This is a genomic window from Streptomyces sp. NPDC088910, assembly GCF_044749865.1.
In the GTDB taxonomy this organism is placed as follows: Bacteria; Actinomycetota; Actinomycetes; order Streptomycetales; family Streptomycetaceae; genus Actinacidiphila.
In genome coordinates, this window is the sequence record NZ_JBIVIV010000006.1 from 140,825 (window position 1) to 156,344 (window position 15,520).

General features: G+C 72.4%; 13 protein-coding genes. 4 read left to right on the top strand and 9 right to left on the bottom strand.

The genetic code is table 11. The features are described from left to right. Positions 1-71: 71 nt before the first annotated feature. From acs to ACIP4Z_RS15985, 6 genes are all read right to left on the bottom strand, one after another. Positions 72-2,063, bottom strand: a complete 1,992-nt coding sequence (acs, locus tag ACIP4Z_RS15960) for an acetate--CoA ligase (RefSeq protein ID WP_401308382.1) — start codon at positions 2,061-2,063, stop codon at positions 72-74. Continuing rightward, a complete protein-coding gene (locus tag ACIP4Z_RS15965; RefSeq protein ID WP_188284288.1) occupies positions 2,060-2,707 on the bottom strand; it encodes an acetate uptake transporter in 648 nt (215 codons plus the stop codon). The genes acs and ACIP4Z_RS15965 overlap by 4 nt, the downstream gene beginning before the upstream one ends. 183 nt (positions 2,708-2,890) lie before the next feature. Further along, a complete protein-coding gene (locus ACIP4Z_RS15970) occupies positions 2,891-4,738 on the bottom strand; it encodes a cation acetate symporter (protein WP_355341638.1) in 1,848 nt (615 codons plus the stop codon). Further along, entirely contained in the window at positions 4,735-5,325 is a 591-nt protein-coding gene (locus ACIP4Z_RS15975) for a hypothetical protein (RefSeq protein ID WP_401308387.1), read from the bottom strand. Before ACIP4Z_RS15975 ends, ACIP4Z_RS15970 begins: the two co-directional genes overlap by 4 nt. After that, positions 5,322-6,077 carry a LytTR family DNA-binding domain-containing protein gene (locus tag ACIP4Z_RS15980; RefSeq protein ID WP_355341632.1) on the bottom strand — a complete coding sequence of 252 codons (756 nt, stop codon included), beginning with the start codon at positions 6,075-6,077 and terminating at the stop codon, positions 5,322-5,324. The genes ACIP4Z_RS15975 and ACIP4Z_RS15980 overlap by 4 nt, the downstream gene beginning before the upstream one ends. Next, complete coding sequence (locus ACIP4Z_RS15985) at positions 6,074-7,264, bottom strand: sensor histidine kinase (protein ID WP_223187657.1); 1,191 nt, start codon at positions 7,262-7,264, stop codon at positions 6,074-6,076. Before ACIP4Z_RS15985 ends, ACIP4Z_RS15980 begins: the two co-directional genes overlap by 4 nt. Before the next feature lie 123 nt (positions 7,265-7,387). Here ACIP4Z_RS15985 and ACIP4Z_RS15990 point away from each other — a divergent pair, with 123 nt between their 5' ends. Next, positions 7,388-7,765: a VOC family protein gene (locus ACIP4Z_RS15990; RefSeq protein WP_188284292.1), complete on the top strand. Its 378-nt coding sequence runs from the start codon at positions 7,388-7,390 to the stop codon at positions 7,763-7,765. A 357-nt stretch (positions 7,766-8,122) separates the two neighbouring features. Further along, on the top strand, positions 8,123-9,112 hold the full coding sequence (locus ACIP4Z_RS15995) for an Ig-like domain-containing protein (RefSeq protein ID WP_391045872.1): 990 nt from the start codon (positions 8,123-8,125) through the stop codon (positions 9,110-9,112). Positions 9,113-9,240: 128 nt separating this feature from the next. Here the strand turns inward: ACIP4Z_RS15995 and ACIP4Z_RS16000 are convergent, their stop codons facing one another. Continuing rightward, positions 9,241-9,978 carry an SDR family oxidoreductase gene (locus ACIP4Z_RS16000; protein WP_401308393.1) on the bottom strand — a complete coding sequence of 246 codons (738 nt, stop codon included), beginning with the start codon at positions 9,976-9,978 and terminating at the stop codon, positions 9,241-9,243. A gap of 129 nt (positions 9,979-10,107) precedes the next feature. Between ACIP4Z_RS16000 and ACIP4Z_RS16005 the strand changes: the two genes are divergently transcribed. Next, complete coding sequence (locus ACIP4Z_RS16005; RefSeq protein ID WP_401308396.1) at positions 10,108-10,776, top strand: TetR/AcrR family transcriptional regulator; 669 nt, start codon at positions 10,108-10,110, stop codon at positions 10,774-10,776. A gap of 324 nt (positions 10,777-11,100) precedes the next feature. Next, positions 11,101-11,244 (top strand): hypothetical protein, encoded by a 144-nt coding sequence (locus ACIP4Z_RS16010; RefSeq protein WP_391045879.1) that lies wholly within the window; start codon positions 11,101-11,103, stop codon positions 11,242-11,244. 65 nt (positions 11,245-11,309) lie between these two features. Here the strand turns inward: ACIP4Z_RS16010 and ACIP4Z_RS16015 are convergent, their stop codons facing one another. Both ACIP4Z_RS16015 and ACIP4Z_RS16020 read right to left on the bottom strand, forming a co-directional pair. Next, positions 11,310-12,167, bottom strand: a complete 858-nt coding sequence (locus ACIP4Z_RS16015) for an ABC transporter permease (protein ID WP_401308399.1) — start codon at positions 12,165-12,167, stop codon at positions 11,310-11,312. Between the two features lie 24 nt (positions 12,168-12,191). Then, a complete protein-coding gene (locus ACIP4Z_RS16020; protein ID WP_401308402.1) occupies positions 12,192-15,338 on the bottom strand; it encodes a glycoside hydrolase family 2 TIM barrel-domain containing protein in 3,147 nt (1,048 codons plus the stop codon). Positions 15,339-15,520: the final 182 nt, after the last annotated feature.

Consider the following 15,520-nt stretch of genomic DNA (forward strand, 5'->3'; position numbering starts at 1 on the left):
GGGGAGACCGCCTCGCGGGCCGTCGGCGCGTACCGGCCGGGACCGGATCCGGCGCGGTACGCCGCTCCCCGCTACTCCTCGTCCGCCGGGGCGCCGGAGGACGAGCCGCCGGGCAGCCGTTCACGGATGGTGTCCATCACCGTGGAGTCGGTCAGCGTCGTCACGTCGCCGAGGTCGCGGTGTTCGGCGATGTCGCGCAGCAGTCGGCGCATGATCTTGCCCGAGCGGGTCTTGGGCAGTTCGGCGACGACGAGGATCTGCCGGGGCCGGGCGATCGGCCCGATCTCCTTGCTGACGTGCGCCCGCAATCGCCTGGCCACGTCGTCGCCGCCCGCCTCCCGCGCGGCCTTCTCGCCGTCGGCGCGCAGGATCACGAAGGCGACGATGCCCTGCCCGGTCGTGGCGTCGGTGGCGCCGACGACGGCCGCCTCGGCGACCAGCGGATGGGACACCAGCGCGGACTCCACCTCGGTGGTGGAGATCCGGTGCCCCGACACGTTCATCACGTCGTCGACCCGGCCGAGCAGCCAGATGTCGCCGTCCTCGTCCTTCTTCGCGCCGTCGCCCGCGAAGTACCAGCCGGGGAAGCGCGACCAGTACGTGTCGATGTACCGCTGCTCGTCGCCCCAGATGGTGCGCAGCATGCCGGGCCACGGCTCGGTCAGCACGAGGTAGCCGCCGGAGCCGTTCGGCACCGGACGGCCCGTGTCGTCCACGACCTCCGCCGAGATGCCGGGCAGCGGCCTGAGCGCCGAGCCGGGTTTGCAGACGCTGACGCCCGGCAGCGGGCTGATCATCTGCGCGCCGGTCTCGGTCTGCCACCAGGTGTCGACCACCGGGCAGCGGTCGCCGCCGATGGCGCGCCGGTACCACATCCACGCCTCGGGGTTGATGGGTTCGCCGACCGAGCCGAGCAGCCGCAGCGACGTCAGGTCGTACCGGCCCGGGATCGTGTCGCCCCACTTCATGAAGGTGCGGATCGCGGTGGGCGCGCAGTACAGGATCGTCACCTTGTACTTCTCGACGATCTCCCACCACCGGCCCTGGTGCGGGGAGTCGGGCGTGCCCTCGTAGAGCACCGAGGTCACGCCGTTGGCGAGGGGGCCGTAGACGATGTAGGAGTGGCCGGTGACCCAGCCGATGTCGGCGGCCGTCCAGTACACGTCCCGCTCCGGCTTGACGTCGAAGACCGCCCAGTGCGTCCAGGCGGCCTGGGTGAGGTAGCCGCCGGTGGTGTGCAGGATGCCCTTGGGGCGGGCCGTCGTGCCCGAGGTGTACATGATGTAGAGCGGGTGCTCGCTGTCGAACGCCTCGGCCTCGTGCTCGGCCGACTGCGCGTCCACCAGGTCGTGCCACCACACGTCCCGGCCCGAGGTCCACGTCACGTCCTGGCCCGTACGGCGCACGACCAGGACGCTGCGGACGTCGGGGCAGCCTTCCACGGCCTCGTCCACGGCGGGCTTCAGGGCCGAGGCGGCGCCCTTGCGGTAGCCGCCGTCCGCGGTGATCACCACCCGCGCGTCGCAGTCGAGGATCCGGCCGCGCAGCGCGTCGGCGGAGAAGCCGCCGAAGACGACGGTGTGCGGTGCGCCGATACGGGCGCAGGCCAGCATCGCCACGACCGTCTCGGGGATCATCGGCATGTAGAGCGCGACCCGGTCGCCGGCCCGCACGCCCAGCGAGAGCAGGGCGTTGGCGGCGCGGCAGACCTGTTCGTGGAGGTCGGCGTAGGTGAGCGTGCGGGTGTCGCCGGGCTCGCCCTCCCAGTGGAAGGCGACCCGGTCGCCGAGCCCGGCGCGCACGTGCCGGTCGACGCAGTTGTCGGCGACGTTGAGCTTCCCGCCGACGAACCAGCGGGCGAAGGGCGCCCGGCTCCAGTCGCGTACCCGGGTCCAGGGCTCGGCCCAGTCCAGCCGGGCCGCGGCGGCGGCCCAGAACGCCTCGACGTCGGCCGCGGCCTCCTCGTACGCGGCCGCGGTGACATTGGCCCGCGCGGCCAGTTCGGGCGGCGGGGGGAAGCGCCGGTCTTCTCTGAGCAGGTTGGAGAGGGTCTCCTCGGTCATGAGTGGGGCTCCTCCACCGGTCCGCCGCGGCGGCCGACGGGGAGTCCTGACAGCGGGAGCACGGGGACGACGGCGCGCTTCCAGGTGCTGTTGGTGACGACGGCGAAGGAGGCGTACCAGGCGAACACGGCGGTGACCAGCCCGATCCAGCCGCCGACCTTGGTGATGGTGACGGACTTGTCGAATTCCGCGACGGTCAGCACGATGAAGGTCGCCGACAGGGCCACGAAGACCGCGAACAGCGCGGCGTTGGTCCGCAGGGCCGCGACCGTCATGTAGACGGTGAAGATCGCCCAGATCAGCAGATAGAGGCCGGTGGCCTGGTTGGCCGTGTCCGGGGGCAGATCGCCGACGACGAACTTCACATAGGCCGCGTAGGAGAGCCAGAAGGCGCCGTAGGAACCGAAGGCGGTGGCGCCGAAGGTGTTGCCCTTCTTGAACTCCCACATTCCGGCGAGCAGTTGCATGAGTCCGCCGTAGAACAGCGCGAGCGGCAGGACCACCGTGAGCAGATTCTGGTCGATGAGGTGGGCGTTGAAGGAACTCAGGACGAAGGTGGTGGCGGCAAACGCGGCGAGGCCGAGCGGTCCGGGGTCGGCGATGCCGTCCACGGGCGGCCGTTCGGTCGTGACGGGGGTGCTCATCTGCGGTTCCCTCCTCGGTGAGGAATGGCGGCGCGAAGCGCGGTACGTACGCCGCCGCGGGCCGTGCTGGGCCCGCTCCCACGCTAGGAACGCCGACGTCGGGGGGCCACAGCCCCACAGCGGGCGTCGCCCAGCGGTCGGGTCCGGGCGACGGACGGTCCGTCAGATACGGCGAGCGGTCGGTCAGATACGGCGAACGGTCGGTGACCGCTCACCGGCGGGTCCCGGCGCGCCGGGCGTCTCCCGCGGCGCGGGGACGCCGAGTCGACCGGGCTGACCGGGTTCCGGCTGCGCGCCGACCTCCTCGGGCAGGTGCATGCGCAGCATCACCCGGTCGACGTCCGCGCGCGAGATCCGGCCGCGGGTCAGCAGCGACCCGACGACCATGACGGCGAAGGCCACGGGGACGGTCCAGGCCGCGGGCTCTTCGAGCAGCGCGGCGCTCCAGCCGCCGCCGGGTCCGCGCACGCTGGTCAGCACGACCGCGACGGCGGCGAGTCCGCCCCCGGCCACCAGGCCGAACAGCGCGCCCAGGTCGGTCAGTCCGCGCCACCAGATGCCCAGCACCAGCAACGGGCAGAAGGACGAGGCGGCGACGGCGAAGGCCAGGCCGATCGCGTCGGCCACCGGCAGGCCGGGGGTCGCGACCGTCATCGCCAACGGCGGTACGGCCGCCGCGAGCGAGGCCCAGCGGAAGCCGTGGGTCGAGCCGCGCAGCAGATCCTGCGAGACCACGCCCGCCACCGACACCGTGAGTCCCGACGCGGTCGACACGAAGGCGGCGAAGGCTCCCGCGGTCGCCAGCGCCGCCAGCAGCCGCCCCGCCTCACCGGCCTGTGTGATCTGCGGCAGCACCAGTACCGCGGTGTCGGTCTGCCCGGTGAGCAGCAGTTGCGGCGCGAAGATCCGGCCGAGCGCCCCGTAGACCGGCGGCAGCAGGTAGAAGCCGCTCAGCAGGATCAGGACGAGCAGCGTCGTCCGGCGGGCGGCCCGGCCGTCGGGGTTGGTGTAGAAGCGGACGAGGACGTGCGGCAGGCCCATCGTGCCGAGGAAGGTGGCCAGCAGGATCGAGTAGACGGCGTACAGCGGGTGCGATCTGCCGCCCGCGCCGGACAGCGGGCTCGCCCACCTGGCGCCGGTCGCCGGTGCGAGGCCGACCTTGTGCGGTACGGGGACGCCTTCGGGGAAGGTCAGGCCGGTGCCGCCTTCCGCCGTGTGCTCGCCGCGCACCAGCCGTACGGGCACGCCGTGTCGCTCCGCGCGCGAGGCCCCCTTGGCGCCGTAGGCCGTGCCGTCGAGGGTGCCGCTGACCGTCACCGTCACGGGTGTCGCCACGTCGAAGCGGACCTGGCTGTCGAGCCGTACGACCGTGGTGTGCGGGAAGCGCGGCACGTCGGGCGCGGTCAGCGAGGGGGTGCCCGCCGACCGCCAGGCCAGGACGAGGAAGACGGCGGGCACCGCGATGGCGGTGAGCTTCAGCCAGAAGTGGAAGCCCTGCACGAGGGTGACGCTGCGCATGCCGCCCGCCGCCGAGACGCCGACGACGGCCACCGCCACGACCACCGCGCCGACCCAGCGCGGCGCGCCCGTCACCGTCTGGAGGGTCAGGCCCGCGCCCTGCAACTGCGGTACGAGGTAGAGCCAGGCGATGACGGCGACGAAGACGCTCGCCACCCGGCGCACGGCGGTGGACCCGAGGCGTTCCTCGGCGAAGTCCGGCAGCGTGTACGCGCCCGAGCGGCGCAGGGGCGCCGCGACCAGCAGCAACAGCACCAGATATCCGGCCGTGTAACCCACCGGGTAGGCCAGCATGTCGACGCCGTAGGCCATCAACAGGCCCGCGACGCCCAGGAAGGAGGCGGCCGACAGATACTCGCCGCCGATCGCCGAGGCGTTCCACAGCGGTGAGATCTCGCGGGAGGCGACGTAGAAGTCCGAGGTGGCGCGGGACAGCCGCAGGCCGTAGAAGCCGACCACGACGGTCGCCACGAGGACGACGACGAGGGCGGTGAAGCCGAGCGCCGGATTCATCCGGCCTCCGGGCCGGGGGCGCTGGGCGCGGGTCCCGTCGCCGGGTCAGAGGCGGTGGGCGCGGGTCCCGCCGCCGGGTCAGGGGCGCTGGGCGTCGGGGCCGCGGGTGCCGGGTCAGGGGCGGTGGGCGCGGCCTGCGCCGCCGCGTCAGGGGCGGTGTCCGTCGGGGCCGCGGGTGCCGGGGCCGAACCCGGCGGCGTGTCCGGGGCGTTGAGCAGATCCGTGAAGTCCCGCTCGACGCGCTCCGCGTGCCGTACGTGGAACCAGGCCGCGCCCACCAGCAGCGGGTAGGCGACGACGCCGAGCAGCAGCCAGGCGAGCCGGACCCCGAGGACGTCCACCGTGCGCAGCCCCGGCGCGAGCGCGAAGGCGGCGGGCAGACCGCCGATGACGACCGCGAGGACGGCCAGCACGCCGAGCGAGAGCCGCAGTTGGTCCCTGACCAGGGAGCGGACATAGACCTGGCCGAGGCGCGGCTGTGCGTGCAGGTCCTCGGCGACGGCTCGCGCGGACCAGCCGCCGGTACGGTCGCGGCGCGGCGCGGTCACCGCGACCCGGCGCGGCGGTGGCGGTTGCGTACCGCTCATGACGGCCCCTCGCCGGGCGCGGGCGACCACTGCATCAGCAGGTCCCGCAGTTCCCTGGAGTGGCGTCGGCTGACCGGGAGTTCACCGCCCGCCACGCGTACCGTCCAGTGCCCGGCGTCCGAGCGCAGCTCCTCCACGTGGCGGAGCGAGACCAGGTAGCCGCGGTGGATGCGGACGAAGCCGTGCTGCGCCCAGCGCTCCTCCAGGACGGCGAGCGCTATCCGGACCAGTGGCGCGTGGCCGCCCGCGTGCAGGCGTACGTAGTCCCCCTGCGCCTCGACGTACGCGACGTCCTCGCGGCGGATGAAGCGGGTGACTCCGCCGAGGTCGACCGGGATGCGCTCGTCGGAGCGGCCGGCGGGCGCGGCTCCCGGTGTGTTGCCCTCGATGACGGCGGCGACGCGGCGGACCGCCTCGGCCAGCCGTTCCCTGCCGACCGGTTTGAGCAGGTAGTCGCAGGCCTTGAGGGCGAAGGCGTCGACGGCGAAGTCCTCGTAGGCGGTGACGAAGACGACCGCGGGCGGCCGGGCGAAGCGGCCGAGGACGCGGACCAGGTCGAGGCCGTCGAGGCCCGGCATCCGGATGTCGAGGAAGACGGCCTCGACCGACTCGTCCTCCAGCAGCCGCAGGGCCTCGTCGCTGCTGCCCGCGCTGAGCACCCGGCCGACCCGCCGGTCGCCGCGCAGCAGATACGTCAGGTCCTCCAGGGCGGGCGGTTCGTCGTCGACGGCCAGGACCTGCAACGGTTTCACGATGCGCGTACTCCGTTCCGGTACTTGGGCACCCGGACGTTGACCTTCGTCCCGGCGCCGGGGGCGGTCTCCACCACCAGGCCGTACTCGTCGCCGAAGACCGTACGCAGCCGCTCGTCGACATTGCCCAGGCCGAGCGAGTCGCCGTCGTCCTCTCCGGCGAGCCGCATCCTGACCTCCTCGGGGTCCATGCCCACGCCGTCGTCCTCCACACTGATGCGGCACTCCGCGCCCGCGTCCTCGGCCCTGATGGTGATGCGCCCCGGCGTCGACTTTGGTCCGAGTCCGTGGCGTACGGCGTTCTCAACGATCGGCTGGAGGCAGAGGAACGGTACGGCCACCGGCAGCACTTCGGGCGCGATGAGCAGATCGACGCGGAGCCGGGAGCCGAACCGGGCGCGTTCCAGGCGCAGATAGCGGTCGACGGACCGCAACTCCTCGGCGAGGGTGGAGAACTGGCCGTGCCTGCGCAGGCTGTAGCGCGTCAGCTCGGCGAATTCGAGGAGCAGTTCACGGGCCTGGTCGGGGTCGGTGCGGACGAAGGAGGCTATGGCGGTCAGCGAGTTGTAGACGAAGTGCGGGGAGATCTGCGCCCGCAGCGCGCGCAGTTCGGCTTCGATCATCCGGGTGCGCGAGCGGTCCAGCTCGGCGAGTTCCAACTGCGAGATGACCCAGTGCGCGACCTCGCCCGCGGCTCTGACCAGGCCCGCCGACACCTGGCGCGCGTACACCGACAGCGCGCCGACGACCAGGCCGTCCACCACCAGCGGTACGACGACGGCGCTGCGGATCGGGCACCGGTCGTCGCCGCAGTGGATCTCCTCGGCCGGGACCACCCACGGCCGCCCGGCGTCCATCGCCTCCCGCGCGTGTTCCACGGCCTGCGCCGCGTGTCGGCGGCCCGGACCTTCCCAGGCCAGCAGTTCGCCGTCGCCGATGACGGCCAGCGCGGGTGTGCCGAGCAGCGCCCGCAGATGGCGGGCGGCGCTGCGGGCCGACTCGGGGTCGAGGCCGTTGCGCAGCGGGGGCGCGGCCAGTGACGCCGAGTGCAGGGTGGCGAAGGCGGCCCGGTCGGCGGGCGTCCCGAATCCCCTGCGCCCGCGAACCAGCCAGAACAGGGCCGCCGCGGCGCCCGCGACCACCAGCGCGACCGACACCACGGTGATCACTGACCCCATGCCCCGCATTATCGCCAGGTGTGACGGCGTGAGACAGGTTCCGTTCGCAAGATTCCGTCGTGCGGGGGCCGTACCGCCGGTTTCGGCCCCGCCGTCGCGCGCCGGAGCCGCCGTGCCCCCTACGCTCTGTTCATGATTGCCGAATTGCAGTGCGTGGTGCTCGACTGTTCCGATCCGGCGGAACTCGCCAGGTTCTACAAGTCGTTGCTCGGCGGTACGGTCGACCGGCCCGATCCGCGCTGGTCGTTGAGCGACGGCTGGGCGACACTGCACACCGCGGCCGGGCTGGTGCTGGCCTTCCAGCGGGTCACCGAATACCGCAGGCCGCGCTGGCCGGAGCCCGCCTCCCCGCAGCAGTTCCACCTCGACTTCGGCGTGCCCGATCTGGCCGAGGCCGAGGAGAAGGTGCTGGCCAGGGGTGCGATCCTGCTCGACGACGGCGCCGGGACCCGGAGCTGGCGCGTCTACGCGGACCCCGCGGGGCACCCCTTCTGCCTGATCAAGCACTGAGTCCCGGCTGATCGGACACCGCGTCCGCGGGTCCGAGTACGGATTCCGCGTGTCCGGCCGCTGATTCCGCGTCTCGGCGCGGATTCCGCGTCTCCGGGCGGATTCCGCATGTCCGGGCGGCGATTCCGCGCGTCCGGGCGCCGGGCACACGCCCGGTGACACCGCATCACCCTGTGTGACACACGCCACGCGGCGATCCGGCAGGCTTGGCCGTCGCTTTACGTGAGCCCTGCAACCGCCGTGATCGGGTAGGGGTCTGTAGTAGACGTACCGTGGTGATCAGGCGTAGCGGACGCGCCGGGACACGACCGTACGTACCGGACGTAAGTGACGCAGTGATACGAGTGGAGCAGGGGCATGAGTCGGTTCAGGGGCAGCTTGGGTATCGCGCTGGTGGCCGGAGCGGTGCTCGCGGGCACGAGCGCGTGCGGCGGGAGCGGGCACGACGCCGCCTCGTCCGCTGCCGACGGGAAGGCGTCGGCGTCGGCGAAGCCGAGCGCCACGCCCTCGCCGACGAAGCCGACCCCGAAGGGGCCGCCGATGCTGCTCGACACGATCACCCCGCAGACCGGGACCACGGTCGGCGTCGCGATGCCGGTCTCGGTGCTCTTCACCAACCCGGTGGCGGCCTCGGCCCGCGCGAACATAGAGAAGCACCTCAAGATCACCACGTCCGTGCCGACCACCGGCGCCTGGCACTGGTTCAGCACCACCCGGGTCGACTTCCGGCCCGAGTCGTACTGGAAGCCGGGCACGAAGGTCACGGTCGACGCGAATCTGACCGATGTGCCCAACGGCAACGGGCGGTACGGGGTGCACGGCTACCACCACGCGTTCACCGTCGGCGACGACAACGAGGCGACCGTGTCGGTGCCGGGTCACACGATGAAGGTCACGCACAACGGACAGGTCGTGAAGACCCTGCCGATCGACGCGGGCAGCCCCACGTGGCCCTCCTGGGACGGGACGATGGCCGTCATCGACAAGGCGGAGAAGGTCCACATGACGTCCTGTAGCGTCCACATAACCTGCGACAAGAGCAATCCGGACTACTACGACCTGACCCTGCCGTGGGACGTGCACCTGACGAATTCGGGCACGTACATCCACTACTCGACCGGGGACCCGCAGCCGGGGCACAGCTTCGGTTCGCACGGCTGCGTCCACCTGTCGCTCACCGACGCCAAGTGGTTCTACAACTACGTCAAGCAGGGCGACCCGGTCACCATCACCGGCTCCCCGCGCGGCAAGGCCCCGGGTAACAACGGCTACGCCGACTTCAACCTGTCCTGGTCGCAGTGGCTCCAGGACAGCGGCACCGGCCAGATGACGACCACGACCGCCTGAGACCCGCCGCCTCCTGCCTCCTGACCGCTGACCCCGGACCCCGGACCCCTGACCGCTGACCGCTGACCGTCCGACGTGCGGCGTTCGCGTACCGGCGGCGCGGGACCGGCCGACCCGGTCCCGCGCCGTCAGCTCTGCGCGGTCGGGCGGACGACGATCTCGCCGACGTCGATGTCGGCGGGCTGCTCGATCGCGAAGGCGATGGCGCGGGCGACGGCGTCCGGCGGCATCGCGATCCCTTCCACCATCTCGGCCAGCTTGGCGCGCGCTTCGGGGCGCCGCATGCCGCCCGCGAATTCGGTCATCGTCATGCCGGGCGAGACGATCGTCACCCGCAGCTTGCCCCCCGCTTCCTGCCGCAGGCCCTCGGAGACGGCGCGCACGGCCATTTTCGTACCGGAATAGACCGACTGGCTGGGCACAATTCGGTGGGCCGCCGTGGACGCGGTGTTCACGAAATGGCCGAAGCCCTGCGCGCGGAATACCGGAAGCGCGGCGGCGATGCCGTACAGCACGCCTTTGAGATTGACGTCGACCATCTCCTCCCAGTCCTCGACGCGCAGTTCGTCGAGCGGGGAGATCGGCATCGCCCCCGCGTTGCTGACCAGCACGTCGAGCCGTCCGTAGCGCTCGGTCGCCAGGCCCACGAGCCCGGCGACGTCGGCGCGGCTGCGCACGTCGGTGCGCAGGTGGGCGACCTCGCCGCCCGCTTTCCCGATCCGTGCGGCGACTGCGGCGAGCCGGTCCGTCCCACGGGCGCCGAGCACCACTTTCGCGCCGCGTTCGGCGAGCAGCAGCGCGGTCGCCTCGCCGATTCCGCTGCTGGCTCCTGTGATCGCGACGACCTTGTCCTTGATTTCGGTCATGACTTTTCCGTCCCTGCGGGATTGAGGGTTCGAGTGTGCGGGGGGAGTTCCGCGCACGAGGAATGTAAGAGGGCTATCACTACGGTACGGTAAGAGGGCTATCACGTCCAGCGCGCGAGGAGGCGGCCCGTGTCGGGGAACGCGCAGGGCGGCCCCCAGCGGGGCCGCTACCACCACGGCGAGCTGCGCCCCGCGCTGATCGAGGCGAGCTTCGATCTGCTGGCGGAGGCGGGGCCCGCGGCCTTCTCGGTCGCGCGGGTCGCCCGCAGGCTCGGGGTGAGCACGGCCGCGCCCTACCGGCACTTCGCCGACCGCGACCACCTCTTGGCCGCGGTCGCGACCCGCGCCGCCGAGGAACTGGCCGAGCGGTTCCGGCAGGCGGCCGACGGCGCGGGCCAGGACCCGGCCGAGCGCTTCGCGGCGACCGCGGGGGCGTACGTCCGCTACGTCGGCGCGCGCGGCGCCGGTTTCGACGTGATCTTCGCCAGGCCCCTGGTGGCGCTCCAGGACCGCGACCTCGCCGACGCGGGCCGCCGGCTGGTGGACCTGCTCTTCGAACTGGCCCAGGACGCCCTCGGTCAGGGTCCCGCCGCCGCGCTGACGCTCCTGGAGCAGCACGTGACGGCCGCCCACGGCTACGCGACACTGCACCCCGGCGGCCTCTTCAGCCGCGTGAGCCCGCGGGAGGGGGTCGAGGGCACCGCGGACCTCGCGGTGGCCACGAGCCGCGCCCTGGTGCGCGGCGCGCCCGAAGCCGCCGCCCCCGGCCCGCCCTCCCCCGGACGCCCGCACGACTGACCGCGCGGGGCCGCGACCGGGCCGCGACGGGACCGCCGCAGCGCCGCGACAGGCCCGAGCCGGGCCGCACCGGGGCCGGCGCCGGGCCCCCTTCGACCCCGCTTCGACCCCGCTCCGGACCCCGCCGACCCGCCAGGGCCAACGCCACGTTCGGTCCTGCGGCCCGCAGGGCGTACCGTCATAGGCGGCGCGTACCGTCGTCCCAGCACGACCTGCCGTTTTCCCACGCACCAGGGCGGAGCCGTCAGCAATGACGGCGACGACCGCCGCGGGCGGACCGAGGCAGCGGCGACCGCCGTCATCACCACTCACTGGGGGATCTTCATGGACTCTTCGCCTTCGCTCTTCTCCAATCCGGAGCAGACCGCCCCACGCCCGGCCACCGTGCCCAACCCGGCGCCGGTCAACGACCCGTTCCTCGCGCCGCCGGAGGCCCCGCACGAGGAAGAGGACGAGGACGCCTCGTAACGACCGGCGCCCCCGTCCCGACCCGTCACCCGGTCACCCCGTCGTTCGGTCACTCCGTCACCCCGTCATTCGGTCCGCAGCGCCACCGCCGTCCGCGTCCTGGCCGCCCAGCTCGCCGGGAGCAGCGCCCCGCCCGCGGCGATGGCCAGACCCGCCACCGCGAGCAGGGCGATCTGCGGGGCGTGGTAGACCGCGAGGTCGGCGTGCGGGATACCCGTACCGGCCGCTTCGCCCATGATCGGCAGCACATGGCCGTGCAGGGCGATACCGAGCGGCACACCCGCGAGTCCCGCGACCGCGCCGACCGAGCCCGCCGAGGTGAGCACCATGGCGACGGTCTGCCGCGGCGCCATGCCGAGCGCTTTGAACACGCCGAGGCCGAGCGGGCCGAGCGCGGTGTCGAGGGCCGCGAGGTAGCGGTCGCGGTCAGTGCCCGCCGTCAGGCGCACGGAGAACGTGTCCGGTCGGAAGGCCAGTCCGACGCGGGTCAGCGTCGGTTCGTCCATCAGGACCCGCGTGCCCGAGTCGCCCGTGGAGAGCGCTTCGCCGACGATACGGACCGGCGTGCCGCGGCCGTCGTGCTCCAGGGTGACGGTATCGTCGACCCGGACCCCGGCCGCCTTCAGGAACCGGTCGGCGACGACCGCCTCGCCCGGCGCGGTGAACCAGCGCCCTGAGACCATCTGACAAGCGCCCCAGGACGAGTCGCCCTGGTACGCCACCACCGTCGTCGCCCCGGCGACGCCCGTGAAATTCGCGGCGACCGACCCGGTGCCGAGGTAGGAGCGGGTGCCCGGCTGGGCGGCCAGAATCCGGCCGACCGCGGCGGGATCGGCCTTCCCGGTCTGCCCGTTGTGCCCGTTCTGCCCCGAGCCCGGCGCCCCGACCGCGCCCGGAGGCGGGGGCGCCTGGGTACGGACCACGACCGAACGGTGACGGCGGCGCGGTCAGCTCCCGCTGACGGTGAAGTCGGTGATGCGCTGGGCGCCGTCGGGTGTGCCGGGGGCGGCGCTGGTCAGGTCGAGGCGCAGCCGCGGGGTGCGGACGGCGGGGAAGGTGATGACGGTCGGCGCGCCGCTCGCCGTCGCCCAGGTGATCGCCGGGTTTTTGACGGGCACGTAGCGGTCGCCGTCCCAGTAGGAGAGCGTGACGGCGCCGGGCAGCGAGTGGGTGGCGTCGACGGTGAAGGTGACCGAGAGGGTGTCGATCCGCTGCGGCGCGGCCCAGGCGACCGAGACCCAGTCGGCGGGGCGGGCGCCGCGGAAGGCGGGCAGCAGGGCGGTGGCGCTCTTGTTGAAGGCGTTGGACCAGCCGGTGGCGGGGTTGCCGTCGAGCATCGCGGCGGGCAGCGCGTTGCCCGCACCGGAGTAACTGGCGTCCGCCAGCGGGTAGCTGACGGGCCCTGGGCCCGGGTCGGGTGAGAAGCGGACCGGGGGTGTGGTGGCGACGGGTCCCGACGCGCGGCCGGTCCGTATCGAGATGGTCGCGGGGTGCAGCCCCGGCGCGCTCGCGGTCAGGGTGAGGCGGCCCGCCTCGGTGCCCGAGCGGACGATGGCGAGTGCCTTGCCGTGGAAGGCGGTTCTGGTGGTGGCCTGGTAGCGCTCGGCGCTCTCCTGCTGTCCGTTGTCGACTCCGGCCAGGGAGCCGCCGGTGGTCTTGAAGGTGATCAGGTGGCCGGCGCCGGGGACGACGGTGCCGTGCGCGTCGATCACCTCGGCGGTGACGAAGGCCAGGCGATCGCCGTCGGCGGTCAGGGAGTCGCGGTCCGGCGTCAGGCGCAGGCCGCGCGGCTCGCCCGCGGTGCGCAGCACGTCGGTTGCGACCGTCCTGCCGTTCTTCCGGGCGACGGCCTTCAACTCACCGGGTGCGAAGGGGACTTTCCAGGTCAGGTGGAGCTTGCCCGCGCTGCCGTTGGGGCTGGTGTAGCTGCCGGGGTACGGACCGCCGGTGACCGTTTTGTCGTCGCCGGTCGCCTCGGTGGTCTCCAGATACGTCCGCCCGTCGACGGTCTTCTTGGTGTCGAAGCGCCGCACCCCGAGCGAGCGGCCGTTGAGATACAGCTCGACGGTGTCCACGTTGGCGTACGCCCAGACCTCGACGGTCTCGCCCGGCGTGTGGTCGGTCCAGTCCATGGGCACCAGGTGGACCATCGGCTCGCTCGTCCACTGGCTGCGGAAGAGGTGGTACATGTCCTTGGGGAAGCCCGCGGTGTCGACGGCGCCGAAGAAGGACGCCTTCACCGGGAAGACGCCGTAGGGCGTGGGTTCGCCGATGTAGTCGGTGCCCGACCAGAGGAATTCGCCGGCGAAGAAGGCGCGGTCGCGGTCCTTCTTCAGGCCGTACTCGCCGCTCATCGTCCAGGACGCGAGGTTGTTGTCGTAACTGGAGGTGGCGCGCTTGCCCGGGGTGTGGTTCTCGCCGGTGTTGAGGTGTTCCGGCTCCTGGTAGGCGCCGCGGGTCGAGGTCTCGGACGACGACTCGGACTCGAAGAGGAACAGGTGCGGGTAGCGGGCGTGCAGGGCGTCCACGGAGGCCGCGGTGTTGTAGTTGAGGCCGAGGCCGTCGAGTTTGGCGAGCATGAGGTCGGCGGCGGAGCCGACCGCGGGCAGGCCGCGGTATTTGTCGGAGCCGATGACGACCGGACGGCTGGTGTCGCGCGCGCGGACCGCGGTGATCAGCCCGTCGGCCATGCCGAGGCCCGCGGTGCTGGTGGAGTCGGGGATCTCGTTGCCGATCGACCACAGGATGACGGCGGGCGAGTTGCGGGCCGCGTCGACCATCTCGGTGATGTCGGCGGCGCTGTGGGCGTCGAAGAACCGGCCGTAGTCGTAGGTGTTCTTGCCGCTGCGCCAGCAGTCGAACGCCTCGACCATCATGACGATGCCCAGTTCCTCGCAGACCTGGACGATCTCCGGCGACGGCGGATTGTGCGAGGTCCTGAAGGCGTTGACGCCCATCGACCGCATGATCGTCATCTGGCGGCGCACCGCGTCGATGTGGACGGCGGCGCCGAGCGCGCCCTGGTCGTGGTGCAGGTCGACGCCCTTGAGCTTGGCGTACCGCCCGTTGACGAACAGCCCGCGGTCGGGGTCGATCGTGACGTGGCGGATGCCGAAGCCGGTGGTGTACGTGTCCACCGTCCGTCCGTTGACGCGGACTTCGGTCAGCAGGGAGTACCGGTGTTCCGGGGTGTCGAACGACCAGAGGTCGGGGCGGTCCACGCGCAGTTCGGCGGTGACGTCCCGCGCTCCGCCCGCGCCGGGCAGCGTCAGCGGTGAACTGGCCTTCGCCACCTGGCGGCCGCGCCGGTCGAGGACGGTGTTGACGACGGTGGCGGAGGCCGCCGCGCCCGACTCGTTGACGACCGAGACCTGCGCGCGGACGGTGGCGTAGCCCTTGCCGTGCGAGGCGGCGAGGGTGTCGGCGAGTCCCGGCGTCGTCACATGGGTGCCCCAGCGCGCGACATGCACGGGGTCGGTGATGACCAGGCGGGCGTTGCGGTAGATGCCGCTGCCGGAGTACCAGCGACTGCTGGGGAGTTGGTTGCGGACCTCGACGGCGATGACGTTGGGGGTGCGGCCGTCGGTGTGCAGCAGGCCGGTGAGGTCGAGGGCGAACCCCGTGTAGCCGTAGGGGTGGTTGCCGACGAGTGTGCCGTTGCAGTAGACGTTGCTGTCCATGTAGACGCCGTCGAACTCGACCGAGACACGGCGTCCCGCGACCGAGGGCGGCAGGGTGAACGCCTTGCGGTACCAGCCGAGTCCGCCGGGCAGATAGCCGGTGCCGCCCGAGGTGCCGTTGGCGGTGGTCGGGGTCTGCTCGATGCTCCAGTCGTGCGGGACGCGGACGGTGCGCCAGCGGTAGTCGTCGTAGCCGGGCTGTGCGGCGTCGGCGTAGGCGCCGGTCGGGTCGGTGATGCCGCCCGGGTTGACGAGGGCGAAACGCCACCCGTCGGCGAGGTCGACCGTCCGCGGAATGGTGGTTCCTGTTGATCCGGAACGGGCGCTCGCGACTGCGGTGAGACCGGGGAGCGAGGGTACGGCAACGGCCCCCGCCACCCCCGCGATCAGGAACGACCTGCGATCGACCGGCATGGTGGATCCCTCCTCATTGAGGTACGCGCATTCCGGCGCCCTCGACCGAGCGTCGGCAACTCACGGGCGAACAACCGGCATTGAACAGAATCAACCAATCGCACACGGATTCTTGCAGGGCCGCACCGCCGGGGGTCAAGGGTCGCGTCACCGCCGGTTCGGCCAGCCCAGAAATCGCTGTC